11 protein-coding genes are annotated in these 15,548 nt (G+C 53.8%); 3 read left to right on the top strand and 8 right to left on the bottom strand.

The annotated features are described in order from the left end of the window. Nucleotides 1-213: 213 nt before the first annotated feature. The 4 genes from BLR09_RS20570 to BLR09_RS20555 all read right to left on the bottom strand — a co-directional run bounded on the left by BLR09_RS20570 (nucleotide 214) and on the right by BLR09_RS20555 (nucleotide 4,060). On the bottom strand, nucleotides 214-639 hold the full coding sequence (locus BLR09_RS20570) for a Fur family transcriptional regulator (protein ID WP_093207444.1): 426 nt from the start codon (nucleotides 637-639) through the stop codon (nucleotides 214-216). Between the two features lie 36 nt (nucleotides 640-675). After that, the gene (locus BLR09_RS20565) at nucleotides 676-2,484 is read right to left on the bottom strand and encodes an ABC transporter ATP-binding protein (RefSeq protein ID WP_093207441.1); all 1,809 of its coding nucleotides are present in this window, start codon (nucleotides 2,482-2,484) and stop codon (nucleotides 676-678) included. A gap of 96 nt (nucleotides 2,485-2,580) precedes the next feature. Continuing rightward, a complete protein-coding gene (locus BLR09_RS20560) occupies nucleotides 2,581-3,024 on the bottom strand; it encodes a hypothetical protein (RefSeq protein WP_093207439.1) in 444 nt (147 codons plus the stop codon). Between the two features lie 13 nt (nucleotides 3,025-3,037). Beyond that, nucleotides 3,038-4,060 carry a gliding motility protein GldB-related protein gene (locus BLR09_RS20555; protein WP_093207436.1) on the bottom strand — a complete coding sequence of 341 codons (1,023 nt, stop codon included), beginning with the start codon at nucleotides 4,058-4,060 and terminating at the stop codon, nucleotides 3,038-3,040. Between BLR09_RS20555 and BLR09_RS20550 the strand changes: the two genes are divergently transcribed. Continuing rightward, nucleotides 4,059-4,817, top strand: coding sequence for a porin family protein (locus BLR09_RS20550; protein WP_093207433.1), 759 nt, complete (start codon nucleotides 4,059-4,061; stop codon nucleotides 4,815-4,817). The two genes, BLR09_RS20555 and BLR09_RS20550, sit on opposite strands and share 2 nt — an antisense overlap. On the opposite strand, the gene BLR09_RS20545 is transcribed toward BLR09_RS20550, so the two are convergent. Together BLR09_RS20545 and BLR09_RS20540 are read right to left on the bottom strand one after the other, a co-directional pair. Continuing rightward, nucleotides 4,805-5,494 carry a response regulator transcription factor gene (locus tag BLR09_RS20545; RefSeq protein WP_093207430.1) on the bottom strand — a complete coding sequence of 230 codons (690 nt, stop codon included), beginning with the start codon at nucleotides 5,492-5,494 and terminating at the stop codon, nucleotides 4,805-4,807. The genes BLR09_RS20550 and BLR09_RS20545 overlap by 13 nt on opposite strands. Continuing rightward, on the bottom strand, nucleotides 5,491-6,771 hold the full coding sequence (locus BLR09_RS20540; protein WP_093207428.1) for a sensor histidine kinase: 1,281 nt from the start codon (nucleotides 6,769-6,771) through the stop codon (nucleotides 5,491-5,493). Before BLR09_RS20540 ends, BLR09_RS20545 begins: the two co-directional genes overlap by 4 nt. Nucleotides 6,772-6,889: 118 nt before the next feature. Between BLR09_RS20540 and BLR09_RS20535 the strand changes: the two genes are divergently transcribed. Together BLR09_RS20535 and BLR09_RS20530 are read left to right on the top strand one after the other, a co-directional pair. Next, nucleotides 6,890-7,537 (top strand): hypothetical protein, encoded by a 648-nt coding sequence (locus BLR09_RS20535; RefSeq protein WP_093207426.1) that lies wholly within the window; start codon nucleotides 6,890-6,892, stop codon nucleotides 7,535-7,537. Nucleotides 7,538-7,848: 311 nt separating this feature from the next. Next, a complete protein-coding gene (locus BLR09_RS20530; protein WP_093207424.1) occupies nucleotides 7,849-9,372 on the top strand; it encodes an RtcB family protein in 1,524 nt (507 codons plus the stop codon). A 67-nt stretch (nucleotides 9,373-9,439) separates the two neighbouring features. Here BLR09_RS20530 and BLR09_RS20525 read toward each other — a convergent pair whose 3' ends face one another. Both BLR09_RS20525 and BLR09_RS20520 read right to left on the bottom strand, forming a co-directional pair. Next, entirely contained in the window at nucleotides 9,440-11,716 is a 2,277-nt protein-coding gene (locus tag BLR09_RS20525) for a GH92 family glycosyl hydrolase (RefSeq protein ID WP_093207421.1), read from the bottom strand. 301 nt (nucleotides 11,717-12,017) lie between these two features. Further along, nucleotides 12,018-15,455, bottom strand: a complete 3,438-nt coding sequence (locus BLR09_RS20520) for a ThuA domain-containing protein (protein ID WP_093207419.1) — start codon at nucleotides 15,453-15,455, stop codon at nucleotides 12,018-12,020. Between the last annotated feature and the right edge of the window lie 93 nt (nucleotides 15,456-15,548).

Below are 15,548 nucleotides of genomic sequence, written 5' to 3'. Positions count from 1 at the left end.
TTTAGAGACCCCCTTCGTTTGCGATTTCAACGACTGGTTTGTATGCGATTTTCTTGTTTATTCAAGTTCTAAATTCACACGATAACCTATTGTTTATCAGCGAAATAAGGCAAAACCGACAGCATTTTTCTCCCTGCCGTCCAATTTTATCTCCCTAAAAAACAAATCCCCCGGATCGGAAATCCGGGGGACCTTATTGCAACAAAAAAAGTATCAATTGTGGCAGTCAGGACACACGCCCTGCACAAGAAGATTAATTTCCTGGCGTTTGTACCCTTCCGGCAATGCCAGGGCAGGGATACGAACCTCGTCCAGGCAGGTAGTATGACCGCACACCAGGCATTTGAAGTGTACATGGTCATGGTGGTGCACATGATCCTCGGCTTGGCATACTTCCTTGCACATGGCATACTTCACCGTTCCCTCATCATCCAGTACCTTGTGCAGAATACCCTTATCGAGAAATGTCTTCAGGGTCCGGTAGATCGTCACCCGGTCGAACCGTGCATCGAGCTGGCTTTCCAGGTCACCGTGCGAAAGGGCGAAGTCCCGGTTATAGAACAAATCCAGTACATCCTCCCGGGCTTCGGTATGCCGGAGGTTGTATTGCTTGAGCATCTGGGGCACGCGTGCATTCATAGGCTTTCCTGTTTTCGGGGGTCTATTCCCCTGTATTTACTCCAGATTCAGCGCATTCTCGAACTGAAGCTTAACCAATCCGCTATATAAACCCGCTTCGAGCAAAGATAATTCTTCGTGCGTTCCCTGCTCGACAATTTCTCCCTGCTGCAGCACGTAAATCTGATCGACGTTGCGGATGGTGGCGAGCCGGTGTGCAATGATGATCGTCGTCCGGTTTTCCATTAAACCGTCCAGTGCTTCCTGTACGAGCTTTTCCGATTCGGCATCCAGCGACGACGTTGCCTCATCCAGAATCAGAATCGCCGGGTCTTTCAGAATCGCACGGGCAATGGCAATCCGCTGCCGCTGCCCGCCGGAGAGCTTCACGCCCCGCTCACCCACTACCGTTTCAAACCCTTCCGGGAAAGACAGGATGAATTGATAGGCATTTGCCTTCCGGGCTGCTTCTTCGATTTCGGCAGTGGTCGCGCCCGGCCGGCCGTAAGCGATATTTTCCCGGATAGTGCCACCGAAGAGCATGACCTCCTGAGGTACTACAGCAATATGCTTCCGGTAATCGGTAATATTAAAACCGGCGATGTCTTTGCCGTCGACAAAAATATGCCCCCCCTGTGGTGTGTGGTAGCGCATGAGCAATTGTACGATCGTCGATTTGCCGGCGCCTGAATACCCGACCAGGGCTATCTTCTCCCCTTTCCGCACCTGGAGGCTGATGTCCTTCAATACCTGTACGTCCGGGCGGGAAGGATAGCTGAACCGGATATTCCGGAAGGAAATCTCCCCTTCTACCGGCGTGGCAATCGCCTCGCCGACGCCGGGCTGTACCTCCGATGTCTCGTCGAGGATTTCCAGAATACGCTCAGACGCGCCGACCGTTTTCTGAACCTGGGCATACATATCCCCCAGCCCGCCGACCGATCCGCCGATGAATGCCGTATACAGGACGAAGCCAAAGAGGTCTGCCATGATCATTTCCCCGCTCTGCACGAGGGATGCGCCGTACCATACCACTCCGATAATCCCGCCGAAAAGGGCAAAGATGATGAAGGATACAAACGTTCCCCGAAACATGGATGCCTTCAGGGCCGTTTTCACGACCCGGTCGAGCGCCGACGTATACCGGTTGATTTCCAGGTTTTCGTTGGTAAACGCTTTGACAATCTGGATAGACTGCAGGGTTTCTTCGACTACAATATTCGCGCCGGCCAGTTCGTCCTGCGCAGCTTTGGACATTTTACGGATATAACGGCCGAAAATCATCGCAGCCACGACGAGTACCGGAAACGTCGCGAGCATGAAAAGCGTCAGCTTCCAGGAAATCGTCACGATAACAACGGTACCGATCACCAGCGTTGCGACGCCGCGCAATAGCTCGGCCAGCGTAATGGTCAGGACATCCTGAAGCTGGGTAACGTCGGACGTCATCCGGCTCATCAACTCCCCTACGCGGCGCTGTTCGAAAAAACGTATCGGCAGTGTAACGATTTTACTATAAAGTGACCGACGTACGTCTGCCATTGTCCGTTCACTCACACGCGTGAAGTAGTAAATCCGGCCAAACGAAAACAGTGCCTGCCCGATCAATACCGCGAACAATGCCATCAGTACATGATTCAGCGTGAATTGTGATTTCTTTTCCAGTACCGCTACTATCTCGCGGATGAGCAGGGGAAACGACATCATCGTCACCTGTGACAACGCAAGAAAAACCAGCCCGATCAGAAACAGGCCGCGGTATGGTTTTACGAAACGGAAAATCCGGAGAGCTTTATTCAACCCTTCCCGGTTTACCTTCTTTTTGTCTTCGGGAGAAGGCTCTTCGCCAAAGGAGCGCTTTGCCATGCGTGTAAAATGAGTTTTGCGTTTTGCGTTTTGGGTTTAATGTTCCGGGATCCGAAAGAAACTCAAAACTGCTATATATATTAAGGAGGTGCTCTCCTACCGTCCGGTTGCGAAGCGGAGCATGTTTTCAAGTACTGCCACCGGCGCCTTGTTGGTCCGCTGATCCCACGCCGCCCAGTCGGCCAGCAGCGGCCGCCGGCCCTGCACCTGCGCGAAAAGCCGCTCGATGAGGTCTTTCACGTTTTCTTCCGGCACCCAGTAGTCCTTTTCGGCATTGTCAGAAGGGTTGAGACCAAACTGCGGCTGCTCGGAGAGGTACCATTGCAGCTCGGTATAGAGTTTGCGGACGAGGGAATCGTCATATCCTTTTTCTGTCAGCGCTTCGATAAAGGCTCCTTCCGACAGCGACGGGCGCTTACCGGAAAGCGTTTGCAGGCGCTTTCCGCGGAAGGATTCTCCCTGAGAAGCGGCTACCAGAAAAAACGTCACCGCACCGAGCGCCAGCAGAACGACAAAGGCAAAAGCAAAAAGTAAAAACATAGAAATCGGAAAATTAGGATTCGGGCGTTTGGCCCCGGTATTTCGAAAGTTCCAGAATCTGCCGGGCGTCTTTGTTCTGCATCAGTTCCCTGACCGTGACGTCCGGATTCTGCTCCTTATAAAAACGCACAATCTGCCAGCCTACCCAACGGCCTATACTGCCTGGACAGCGGGGACCGATTTCGAAGGTCGTAGGCCGGTCGCCGGTATACTTCACCTTCTTCATCGGGTTGGTTTCGTACAGCAGTTTGTTGTCGATGAGGTGTGCCCAAACTAAATCCTGGGCTATTTCTGTTTCAGCGAGCTGTTTTCCCGTATATCCGATCAGCAGGCTGTCGGGTGTTTCAGGCAACAGGGTCTGGGCAAATTCATAGGCTTTGCCGTATCCGATCATCTCGTTGAGCAACGATTTATCCTGGCGATTGGTTTCCACGTATTTTTCCGACAGAATGAACAGAATCTGCGGAACCAGCGCCTTCGGATTATACCGCCAAAGCTGGTATCCGTAGACGTCCGGCCGGAATTTGGCCTTGTTCCCCAGAAAGTAATCAGTCCCGATGGTGATGGTACTATCTGTTAAAACCAGGTCAGAACCGAGGAATCCGGTAAAGGCCAGCCGGATCTCCGGCACCCGGAAAGCAGGGTCATAGGCTTTCAGGTGGCGGAATGCCGTCGTTAATTCGCGCCGCAGCGTATCGAAGTTGCCGAAACTTTCCTTGGTTTGTCCGTAAAATTCGCGGAGACTTGGTTCGTTGACTCTTCTGAAAAGCTCCGAAACCAGTTGTTCCCGCTTTCCGGCTTCCGGAAAATAGGAACGGACAAAGGCAGGATTCGCGGTGACCCAGGCTTCGACGTCCGTACGGGTGCGGCAGGCAAAAAGGGACGAATCCAACCGCTGGATAACCAGGTGAATGGAAATCGTGTCGGCACCGGGAAGAGATTTGGGGGTATGGCGGACCGAATCTGTCTCTTCATGACAGCCCGTCAGTACACCGGCGATTCCAGCCAAAAAGCTGAAAATCAAAATTTTTCTCATGAAAAAGACCTTCAAAAAATCGTGCAAAATTAGGCAAAAAATTGTCCTCTCCGGCGTTTTACTGCTGGTTTCGTTCCTGACGCGGGCGCAGAGCGGCGAGACGGGCCTGGACGACCGTCGGGGAATGATCCGGTATCACGGTTCACGGATTCAGATGGGCTTCAAGTTTTCTCCCTTTATTTCAGGCCACAGCGTCGAGGGAATCAACCAGTACCGTTCCTTTGAAAGTAACGGCGCGGGAGGGCGGATCAGTCTCGGACCGGTTGCCGATATTTTCTTCGCCGAGAAATATGCTTTCAGTACCGGGCTCTGGTACACCGTCAAGCGGGTAAGCCTCCGGAGCGCAGCGTCCTTTGTCGCAGATGTGACGCCGCCCACAGCCGCCACCACATCTACCTACAACCTGCAATACCTGCAGATTCCGCTGACGTTCAAGATGTTTACGAATGAAGTCGCGGATCGCTTCCGGATTTATGTCCAGTTCGGCGCCCTCGCCGATATTAAACTGGCAGAAAAGCCTATCAACCGCCCCCTGAATGCGCTGTATCTCTACAATGCATCCAAAGGCCGGACCCGGGCATTCAGTTTCGGAGACCTGGATTTACTGCTCGCAGCGGGCGGAGAATATGCGCTTGCTGGCAGTGACGCCCTGTTTTTCGGCATCAGCTACCAGCGGGGACTAACGAACGTGTCCCGGGCAGGAGACCTGACCATCAAACACAACTGCTTTTTCCTCGACCTTGGTTATAAGTTCTGAGGACTGTTTTCGAGACGGAAACCAACGCCGTGAACACTCACCAGGCGGAGGTTTTCGTCTTCACGCAGGTATTTCCGCAGCCGGCTGACAAAGACATCGAGGCTGCGGCCGAGGAAGTAGTCTTTCTTGCCCCACAGGCGTACGAGGATTTCATCGCGTGAAACGACTTCATTGACCCGCTCGGCCAACAACTTCAGCAAGGCCGCTTCCCGGGCGGTCAGGTCGATGGAAAAATCCCCGCTCGACAGGCGCTGGTTTGCGCTGTCGAAACGATACCGGCCGATGGAGAAGTTGCGCTTTTCCTTGCCGGATGTCCGCCGGAGAATCGCCTCCATCCGCAGTACCAGCTCTTCCATGCTGAAAGGCTTGACGAGGTAATCGTCGCCACCGGCGCGAAATCCGCGTATCCGGTCTTCTTTCAGCGAACGCGCCGTCAGGAAAATAATAGGCACCGGATTTCCTTCCCGGCGGACTTCCTCCGCAAGGGAAAAACCGTCCATTTCCGGGAGCATGACATCAAAAAGGCACAACTCATATATTTCGGTCTGCAGCGCTTCGAGGGCTGTCCTGCCGTCCTGTTTCCAGTCTACCTCGTAACCTTCCTGCTCAAGGTTATCCTTGACGACAAATCCAAGAGTTTCGTCGTCCTCCACCAGCAGAATGCGGGGTTGGCTCATACTTTTTTCGGGTTGAAGGGAAATTGCAACTGAAACCGGCTGCCTCCGCCCTCCCGGTTTTCGACGCGAACGGTTCCGTTCATCGCCTCGGTCATCGTCCGGACATAGTACAATCCGAGTCCGAAACCTTTGACATTGTGAACGGGGCCTGTCGGAACCCGGAAAAACCGGTCAAATACCCTCCCCAGGTACTCGGGCGGAATACCCGCTCCCCGGTCTTCGAACCGGATCAGCAGTTTATCTTTTTCAGGCATGGCCGAGATCCGGATATCCGGCTGGCCGGAGGAATATTTCAGGGCGTTATCGAGGAGATTAAAAAGAATATTGGAAAAATGCAGCCGGTCTACATAGAGGGAAACCTCTTCTTCCGAAAGATCCAGCGATACGGCCGCACCGGTTTCCCGGATCCGCTCCGCCGAACGCTCCAGCAGTTCGTTCAGTGCGTCCCGGATCGAGACTGTTTCGGGATGCAGGGAAGTAGTCCCGTTGGATTGCTGCGCGGTTTGCAAAACAGTATCTACCTGCTGCTTCAGTCGGAGCGCTTCTTTCCGGATGATCGTCGCATAGCTCGCCAGCCGTTCCCGCGGCTGGTCCGGCCGGGCCAGGACATCGGTTGAAATCAGGATGGTCGACAGCGGCGTTTTGAATTCGTGCGTCAGGTTATTCACAAAATCAGACTGCAATTCGGATAGCTTTTTTTGCCGGAAGATAACCCAAAGCGCATAGCTGAAAAACACAATCACGAGCAGGACAGCGCCGGTTGATACCGCCCACAGGTTCAGCTGGTTGAGCAGGTACTGCCGTTTCTCCGGAAAAAAAACCCCGAAGTAGTAGTTCTGCCTCCGTACCTGAGGAAAGGTATACTTCAGGGCAAGGGTACTGTCGCAATTGGCTGTATGGCAGACAAACCCGCCGTAGCGGATTTCGCTTTGCTCACAGTCATAAATGGCATATTCAAAATTGGCTTTGAGGTCCTGCCGGGCAAACTCCTGGCGCAGAAATACTTCGAGCGCCGACGGGTCGATGCGGTCGTTGATCTGGACGGTATAGTAGTTGGAGGTAACCCGCTCCACCGGACGGATCGGCGGGTTATTGGGCCGGTTGTTGAAATCGATAAGCCGCCGGCAGACAACCCGCAGCGAAGCAGTAACCCGCTGATCGAAGTCACGGTCTTCCATCCGGTATGCCTGGCGAAACCAGTAGAACTGAACGGACGCCAGGCCCAGCAACAGCAGGACCGACAACACGGTGAATATGCGAAGGGTACGGCTCGGCATGAAACAAAAATAACAGGTTCCGGATTAGGCGCCGGGTCGTTAACATTTCATTAACCTGTTTCCGTTTCCCCGACCAATACGACTAAGCTGTCAGAACCAATCTTCAACCTTTACTTTTATGAAAAACATCGCTCTTGTCTCCCTGGTGGTTCTTTCGCTTTTTACCGGTTGTAAGTCCTCCAGGGAAGATCCCGCTGCCGGATTTTCGGCTCAGATCCGCAACATTGTCCCCGAATCGATCATCCAAAACCTGAAAGACCGCGGAATGCCGGTTTACGAAGGTACTGCTCCTCCCAAAGTAGAAGGTATTTATGTCTCTTCGCCTCACGAACTGTTCAGTCCCTATGACGGAGACAGCTACTCCAAAGGCTACAAATTCAACGATCTGAAGATCAAATTCTCTGAACAGAATGACAAGGATCTCAGCATCCGCGCCGACCTGAAAGGCAGTACCACCGGCACCGGTATCGGCGCATTTCTATCCGGACATGGTAATTTCTTCACACTGTTTGCGGAGATTAAAGCGACGGACGGCGTTGTCACCAGCACGCAGATACGCGTATTCTCGGGCGAATGGACAGATACCGGCATCAAAAACCTGTACACCGCTCTGATCATGAAGGATAAAAACGATCCGGGCGAAACCCTGATCCCGGTAGGCCAGGGACGCATACTTCGTGACAGCGACGGACTTGCCTCCAATTCCAGCTCCTTCCGCCTGGCCACAGGGGAAGAAAAGCCGTCGGACGCATCCAACAAAAAATAAATATCCGTGATTATCAGATTTCAAAAAAGTTGCATCTTTGCGCCCGCTATGAAATTATTCGTCCCAGCATACGATCAGGATTGGAACGAGCGTCAAAGTCTGTCGAACGACTTTGGACGCGAGTATCATGATGGTTCCGGACGAAAACCATAGCACCAACGGGATGACTTAATCGTTAAGTACCCATATTGGCCCGGAACTGCGTGTTCCGGGCTTTTTTTGTTTAGGACTTCAGGTCTGAAGTGTAGAGTCGGGCCCCTTTAACCTTCTGACACCGCATCCTGAACGTCAACCAACCAATATCCAAATCAATGGAAACACAGATTACCAGGGAAGAACTAATCGCCCTGGGTTTGCTTTCGGAAGATCTCCAGAAAGCGTTTTTACGGGTAGCGAACGGATTGTTGTCCAACGGTATCTACCCGAAAGAGAAGCTCCTCGTGCTGTTTGCCGAGGTGATCGAACGGCCTAAGAAATTCGCCTTTTCGAAGAATAAGGTGACAAATCTGGGTGTGGCTGTTAAAAAAGCGGCTGACGAAGGTCAGCCCGTCATCCTGAGCGAATGGGGACTATCCCTTCTCGCCGAAGACCGCGCGAAGCAACCCGTATACGAGCTGCCGTCGCTGCCGGGTCAGGTAAGCCGTGAATTTCTCCTCCGGGAGGAAGCGCTGCCGTATGCTGTTTTCGGCGCAAATCAAATCGAGCAGGGAGCACTCAACCAGATGAATACCGCGATGCGCCTGCCCATCGCCGCGGCCGGTGCGCTCATGCCTGACGCCCATCAGGGCTATGGCCTGCCGATCGGCGGGGTCCTTGCCACAGATGCCAATACAGTGATTCCGTATGCCGTCGGGGTGGATATTGCCTGCCGTATGTGCCTGAGCGTTTTCGACCTCCCGGCGTCTGCGATTGACACCCAGACGCATTGGCTGAAGTCGTTGCTGGGCGAGCATACCTTTTTCGGAATGGGCAGCGAGTCGGGGAAAAAGTTCGAAACCACGTTATTTGACCGGCCCGAATGGACGGCCACCAAACCGATCCGGCAGCTGATGGACAAAGCCTACCGGCAGTTGGGAACGTCCGGAACCGGTAACCACTTCGTTGAATGGGGTGAACTGGAAGTACTGACGCCGGACGAAAGCCTGCCCGAGGGCCGGTATCTGGCCCTTCTCTCCCACTCCGGTTCCCGCGGGTTCGGAGGAGGCATCGCCAATCACTACTCAAAAGTGGCGATGGAGAAGACCCGGCTTCCGAAAGAAGCCCAACACCTGGCGTGGCTGGAACTTGATTCTCAGGAAGGAATTGAATACTGGATCGCGATGAACCTGGCGGGCGACTATGCCTCTGCCAATCACCACGAAATCCATAACAAGATTGCGAAAGCGCTCGGTCAGCAACCGCTGATCCGGATCGAAAACCACCACAACTTCGCCTGGAAAGAAACACTGACGGACGGACGGGAAGTGATTGTCCACCGCAAAGGCGCCACGCCTGCTGCGGAAGGAGACATTGGCATCATCCCGGGTTCAATGACCCAGCCGGGGTATGTGGTTCGGGGAAAAGGGCTGGCGGCTTCGCTCCGGTCGGCGTCTCACGGCGCAGGCCGGCAAATGTCCCGGACGAAGGCGATCCAGACCATTCAACCGGCTGAAGTCCGCAAAGCCCTCGAAGAGGCCCGCGTGCAGCTGATCGGCGCCGGGCTCGACGAAGCGCCTATGGCTTACAAAAACCTCGAGCAGGTCATGGCCGAACAGACGGCACTGGTAGAGGTACTTGCCCGGTTCTCCCCCCGTATCGTCCGCATGGCAGACGGGAAGGAGAAAGCGGAAGACTGATCCTTATTCTGCCAAACACAAGGGGCCGGCGAATGTATTCGCCGGCCCCTTCTTTTCTTTCACGCGTTTACTTCTTCGAAAACGAAAACGGAGCGTCTTCGTCTTTCGTACCGCGGGTTTTGTTAGGCTTCGCTCCCATCGTAAACTTGAGCGAGCCGCCTTTCATCAGATCGCCGTGGCTGATCCAGTTCTTGCCATAGGCCGTGCCGTTGAGCTGAAGAGACTGGATATAGCGGTTATCATCGCTGTTATTGGCCGCCGTAATGGAAACGGTCTTGCCGTTTTCCAGCGTGAGCGTCGTCTTGCCAAACAGCGGACTACCCAGTACATACTGATCCGTACCCGGGCAAACAGGATAGAAACCAAGGGCCGAGAAAACATACCAGGCTGAGGTCTGACCATTGTCTTCGTCGCCGCAGTACCCGTCCGGGGTTGGGCTATAAAGACGGTTCATGACCTCGCGGAGCCAGTACTGAGCTTTCCAGGGTTCGCCGGCATAGTTGTAGAGGTAGATCATGTGCTGGATGGGCTGGTTGCCGTGGGCATAGTTCCCCATGTTCATGATCTGCATTTCGCGGATTTCATGGATGACGCCACCGTAGTAGGAATCGTCGAAAACCGGAGGTACGACAAATACCGAATCGAGCATCTTCACAAACTCCTTCTTACCACCCATGAGGTTGGCCAGGCCCTGTACGTCGTGGAATACCGACCAGGTATAGTGCCAGCTGTTTCCTTCGGTAAACGCATCGCCCCATTTGAAGGGGTTAAACGGCGACTGGAACATACCATTCTGGTTCTTGCCCCGCATGAGTTTTGTTTCGGGATCGAAGAGGTTCCGGTAGTTCTGGCTCCGTTTGGCGAAGAGATCAATCTCGGATTGAGGACGCTTCAGGGCTTTCGCCAACTGATAGATCGCAAAATCATCGTAGGCATATTCGAGCGTGCGGGCGGCGTTTTCCGGAATTTTTACGTCGTACGGAACATACCCGAGCTGGTTGTAATACTTCACGCCTTTCCGGCCTACGGAACTCAGCGGGCCTTCGTTTTCCGTGTTTTTGAGGACGGCTTCATACAGTTTTTCAATATCATATCCACGAACGCCCTTGATATAGGCGTCTGAAATCAGGGAAGCAGAATTGGAACCGATCATGCAGTCCCGGTGACCCGGACTCGCCCACTCAGGCAGGAAGCCGCTCTCCTTGTAGGCATTGGCAAGCCCTTCCATGATCTGGCTGTTGAGCGACGGATACATGAGGTTGAAGAATGGAAATACTGCCCGGAAGGTATCCCAGAAGCCATTGTCCGTAAACATGTATCCGGGTAGTACCTGGCCGTTGTACGGGCTGTAGTGGACCACTTTGCCATTGGCGTCGAATTCGAAGAACTTCCGGGGGAAGAGCATCGTCCGGTACAGGCAGGAGTAGAAAGTACGCGTCTGATCGGTTGAACCGCCTTCTACCCTGATCCGGCTGAGCTCCCTGTTCCAGATGGCGCGGGCCTTTTCTTTAACGGTATCAAAACTGTCGTTGCCGATTTCTTTCAGGTTTCGCTCCGCCTGCTCGGGGCTGATGAACGAAGAAGCAACGCGGGCATATACTTTCTCACCTTTCGCTGTTTTGAACGTCACGACTGCACCGACGTGGTTGTCCTGGAGTTCCAGCTTGTTTGCCACAACTTCCTTTTCTTTCCAGACGGTTGTTTCGGCAAATGCATGGTCGAACACCAGCACGAAGTAGTTTTTGAAATTGGCCGGGACGCCGCCGCTGTTTTTGGTGGTATAGCCGATAATCTTCCGTTCTCCCGGAATAATCTTAATGTACGAACCCTTGTCGAGCGCATCGATCACCACGCGGGATTCATCGCTTTTGGGGAACGTAAACCGCAGGGCCGCGGCGCGTTCCGTCGGCGCGATTTCCGTCGTCACGTCGTGATCGGCGAGGTATACCTTGTAGTAATACGGACGGGCTACTTCTGACTTATGCGAGAACCAGCTCGCGCGTTCATCTTCATGAAAACGCAGCTTTCCGGTCACGGGCATGACGGCAAACTGGCCGTAGTCATTGATCCACGGGCTCGGCTGGTGCGTCTGCTTAAAGCCCCGGAGCTTGTCGGAGGTATAGGTGTAGGCCCAGCCGTCGCCCATCTTGCCGGTTTGCGGCATCCAGAAGTTCATTCCCCAGGGCAGGGCAATGGCGGGATAGGTATTTCCGGTCGAAAGGCTGAATTTGGATTCGGTGCCCATCAGGGTATTGACCCAGTCGGCGGGCTGTTCAGAGGCCGTCTGTGCCCCCGCGCGACACGTCGCCAGGGCTACCAGACCGAGTACGAGGAAACGTCTCATCAATCAGCTGTCAGTTAGTGTTTAAAGGAAATAGAGGCAAATATCCCTGTAAAACTCAATCAGGCGTCTGTTTTGCATAAAATGCGGGACAGACGCCTGGTTTTGAAAGACTTATGGAAAAGTTTAGAGTTTAGAGTTTAGAGTTTAGAGTTTAGAGTTTAGAGGGCGACTCGGGTTCGGCGGTATGGCCCCTGCCTGGTTTCAAAATTAATTCACTCAAAATCAAAATTTTATGTCAATTAACAACGAATACCACCGTGTCAAAACTCTAAACCCTAAACTCTAAACATTCCAACTTCTCTTACTTTTCAAACGTCACCGCATCCAAATAAATCAAATGCTCATTAGGCTTCTCTTTCTTCACGAATACGAAGTAGAGATCGTGCTTGCCGCCGGGGTCCTGGATCGGGGCACTCAGTTCGGCGAATTTGTTCCAGCCGCCGGTAGCGGTGTAGTTCAGCGTGCTGATGACCGCGCCCTTCGGCGAATCGGTATGCACCTCGATGGTCGCGTCCCGGTTCTGGGAAGCATACCGGTACGTCAGCTTCTGAATACCTTTCAGGTCGATGTTTTTCAGCACGAAGTACGACTTGTGATGCACCGCACCCAGGCGCTTGTCCTGGCTAACTATGTTGGAGACGGCGTCCGCTTCACCTGCCTGCACCCGGTTGGGGCGGAGGATGAGCGTCTGGCTCGTTGTGAGGGGAGTAATCGCGCCGCCTTTGTCGGTATAGGAAGCTGTCAGCAGGTAGCGTCCTTCGATCGGCGTCTTGCCGGCGTGATCTTTTAGAACCGTACTGCCTTGTTGCGGAAGGCGTACTTCTACTTTCTGGTTCGACAGCGAGAGTACATATTTCACGATTTCGGTTGCGTCTTCTTTCGACAACTGCGGGTGCGCATTCATCGCGTGATCACCCCATACGCCGCCGCCGCCGGTAATTACCTTGTTGGCCAGGCGGGTCAGCGCACCCTTGTCGTTCGTATACTTCTTCGATACGTCCATGAACGCCGGACCGACCGACTTCTTGTTGATCTGGTGGCAAGCCTTGCAGTCAGAGCCCTCCATCAGCGACTTGCCCAGGTTAAACGACGCCGAAATCTGCTGGTGCCCGATCTGCGGACCGTTGTCAGCGACTTTCGGAATGTAATTGAGGGAAACTTTTACGCGCTTTTTGTCGATGACTTTGTCTTCGTTGTCCTTCACCGTTACCTGGTACTTCAGCGGGTTGTTTCCGGGGAAGAAGAACGAGCTGTTTTCTTCTGTCGAAATCGCTACCTGCGGCAGGGTATTCCCCACTTTGATTTCCAGGGTATCAAGACCATAGGCGCCGGTCGGATCGCTGACTTTCAGAATAGCTTTGTAGATACCGTTTTTCTGGAAGGTATACGTCGGGTTGGCTTCCGTAGATGCTACCTGATTCCCTTCGAAACGCCATTCGTATGACAGCTTGTCTTCCTCGTCAAAATCATAGCTCTTCGAACTGTTGAACGCTACCTTCAGCGGAGCAAGGCCGATGGTATCTTTCGCCCAGATACGAGCGACGGGCGCACGGTTGCCGGGGTTGTAATCAATCCGGACCAGGCGGGCATCGTCGTTGTCAATACCGTAAACCGAGCCATACTCGAGCATGTAGACGGCTCCGTCCGGGCCGATTTCCATGTCTACCGGGCGGCGGAAATCGCCAAGCGTCGGCATAAACGGTTCCATGCGTTTGTAGTCGCCTTTTTCATCAAGGCGAACGGCAAATACCCAGTTCCGCATCCAGTCATAGAAGAACACGGCCTTATCGTAATAAGCCGGGAGTTTTACGGTTGACTTCAGATTCGGATCGAAGTGGTACACCGGCCCGCCCATGGCGCAGCGGCCGGCGGCGCCGAGTTCGGGAAATTCCGCCGACTTGTTATACGGATACCAGATCATCGCCTTTTGTGCCGGCGGGAGGTTCTGGATACCGGTATTATTGACCGACTTATTAACCGGCGCATTGGCGTCGAAATACTCGCCTACTGCCTTGGTTTCGAAGTTATAGGCCTTGTACGGCTTGCTGTCGCCGACGAAATACGGCCAGCCAAAATTGCCCGCCTTCTTCGCCTGGTTGAACTCGTCATACCCGCGCGGACCCTGCGGGCCATCTACGCCGGAGTCCGGGCCGATTTCTCCCCAGTAGACATATCCCGTCGCCGGATCTACCGAAATCCGGTACGGGTTCCGGCAGCCCATGACGTAGATTTCCGGCCGTGTGCCGGCAGTACCTTTCGGGAACAGGTTGCCGTCAGGAATGGTATAAGAGCCGTCTTTTTCGACATGGATTCGAAGGATTTTTCCACGAAGGTCGTTCGGGTTACCGGCCGAGCGCTGCGCATCGAAAGTAATCCGGCCCTTGCGCTCGTCGATCGGCGCAAAACCGCTCGATTCGAACGGAACGGTATTGTCTCCTGTAGAAATAAACAGGTTGCCGTGTGCATCCCACGCCATCGAACCGCCGGTATGCGCACTGACTTCCAGGTCAATCGGAAACTCAATAATCGGCTTTTCGGAGGCGACATCCAGGGTACCGTCATCACCCATCACAAAACGTGCGATGCGCTGCCGGGTCTGGTCTCCTTCCTGAATGGTATAGAAGAAATAGAGGTAGTGATTGTCCTTGAAATTCGGGTCGATCGTCATCCCCAGCATCCCGTTGAGGTACTTTTCCACAGCTTTCACCGGAAAATCATACACCAGGCGCGTCTTCTGGGTTTTCGGATCGAATTGGTAAAACTTCCCGCCCCGTTCCACAAAAAATACCCGGCCGTCAGGCGCGACGGAAAGCTCCATGGGCTCGTTGAGGTCGTTCGAAAGGACCGTTTTCACAAAGCGGTTTTCCTCCGGCGTCCGGACAGAATAGGCTTTTGAATAATCCAGCTCCTTGTCGCCGATAGCCCAGGTAATACCGCCGAGCAGGTGCTTCACGAAGAGCGGTTCACTGAAGCTTTCATTGGTATGGCCGCCGGCAGTGTAAAACGCCCGTCCGCCGTCGTACTCATGGTACCAGGCAAAGGGGTGGTTGCTGCCGTTGATCCCGCCGACGTAGCTGTCTTCGTCCAGGTTCATCAGAACGTGCACATCGGGGTTGATATTCTTGAAATTGTAGAGCTCGTCAAAGCGCTCCCACCGGTCGGGCAGGAAGCTGGTCGACGGGTGCTTTTTATCCAGTACATCAATTCCCGCCTTCTGCTGGTGCGGGTGACTGGCGAAGTAAGCGCCTACGAGTTTGTTGTACCAGGGCCAATTGTATTCCGTGTCCGTCGCGGCGTGAATACCCACGAAGCCGCCGCCGGCCTGAATGTACCGCTCAAAGGCCACCTGCTGATCGGGATCGAGCACATTCATGGTGGTACTGAGGAAGACAACCGCGTTGTACTTCTTCAGGTTTTCTTCGTTGAAAAGCGCGGCATTTTTCGTGGTATCAACGAGAATACCGTTTTCCTCGCCCAGCTTCTGCAGGGCCGCAATACCGGAGGGAATCGACGTGTGGTAGAAACCCGCCGTCTTGGAAAAAACCAGGATGCGGGGCTTCTTTTTTTCGACGGGTTTGGGCGCCGGTTCGGCGGCGACGGCAACAACGGGCGTCGACTGCGCAGAGGGAGCGGGCGTTTTTCCGGTTTTACAACCGACAACAACACCTACTCCGGCGAGTGCGACCAACAAGCCCGCACGCCATTTTCCGCTTCGGAGCGGGAGTCCTGAGTACAGCATGAGTAATGGTTAAATGGGATGAGATACATTCGTGGCGATGAAGCGCGATTTCTCCGGCTTCCGCACCAACGGAAGGGAAAAATCCTGTAAATA

Origin of the sequence: Siphonobacter aquaeclarae (assembly GCF_900103285.1) — a bacterium.
GTDB lineage: Bacteria > Bacteroidota > Bacteroidia > Cytophagales > Spirosomataceae > Siphonobacter > Siphonobacter aquaeclarae.
The sequence above is the reverse complement of the archived record's forward strand: the minus strand, read 5'-3'. Positions and strand labels throughout refer to the sequence as shown.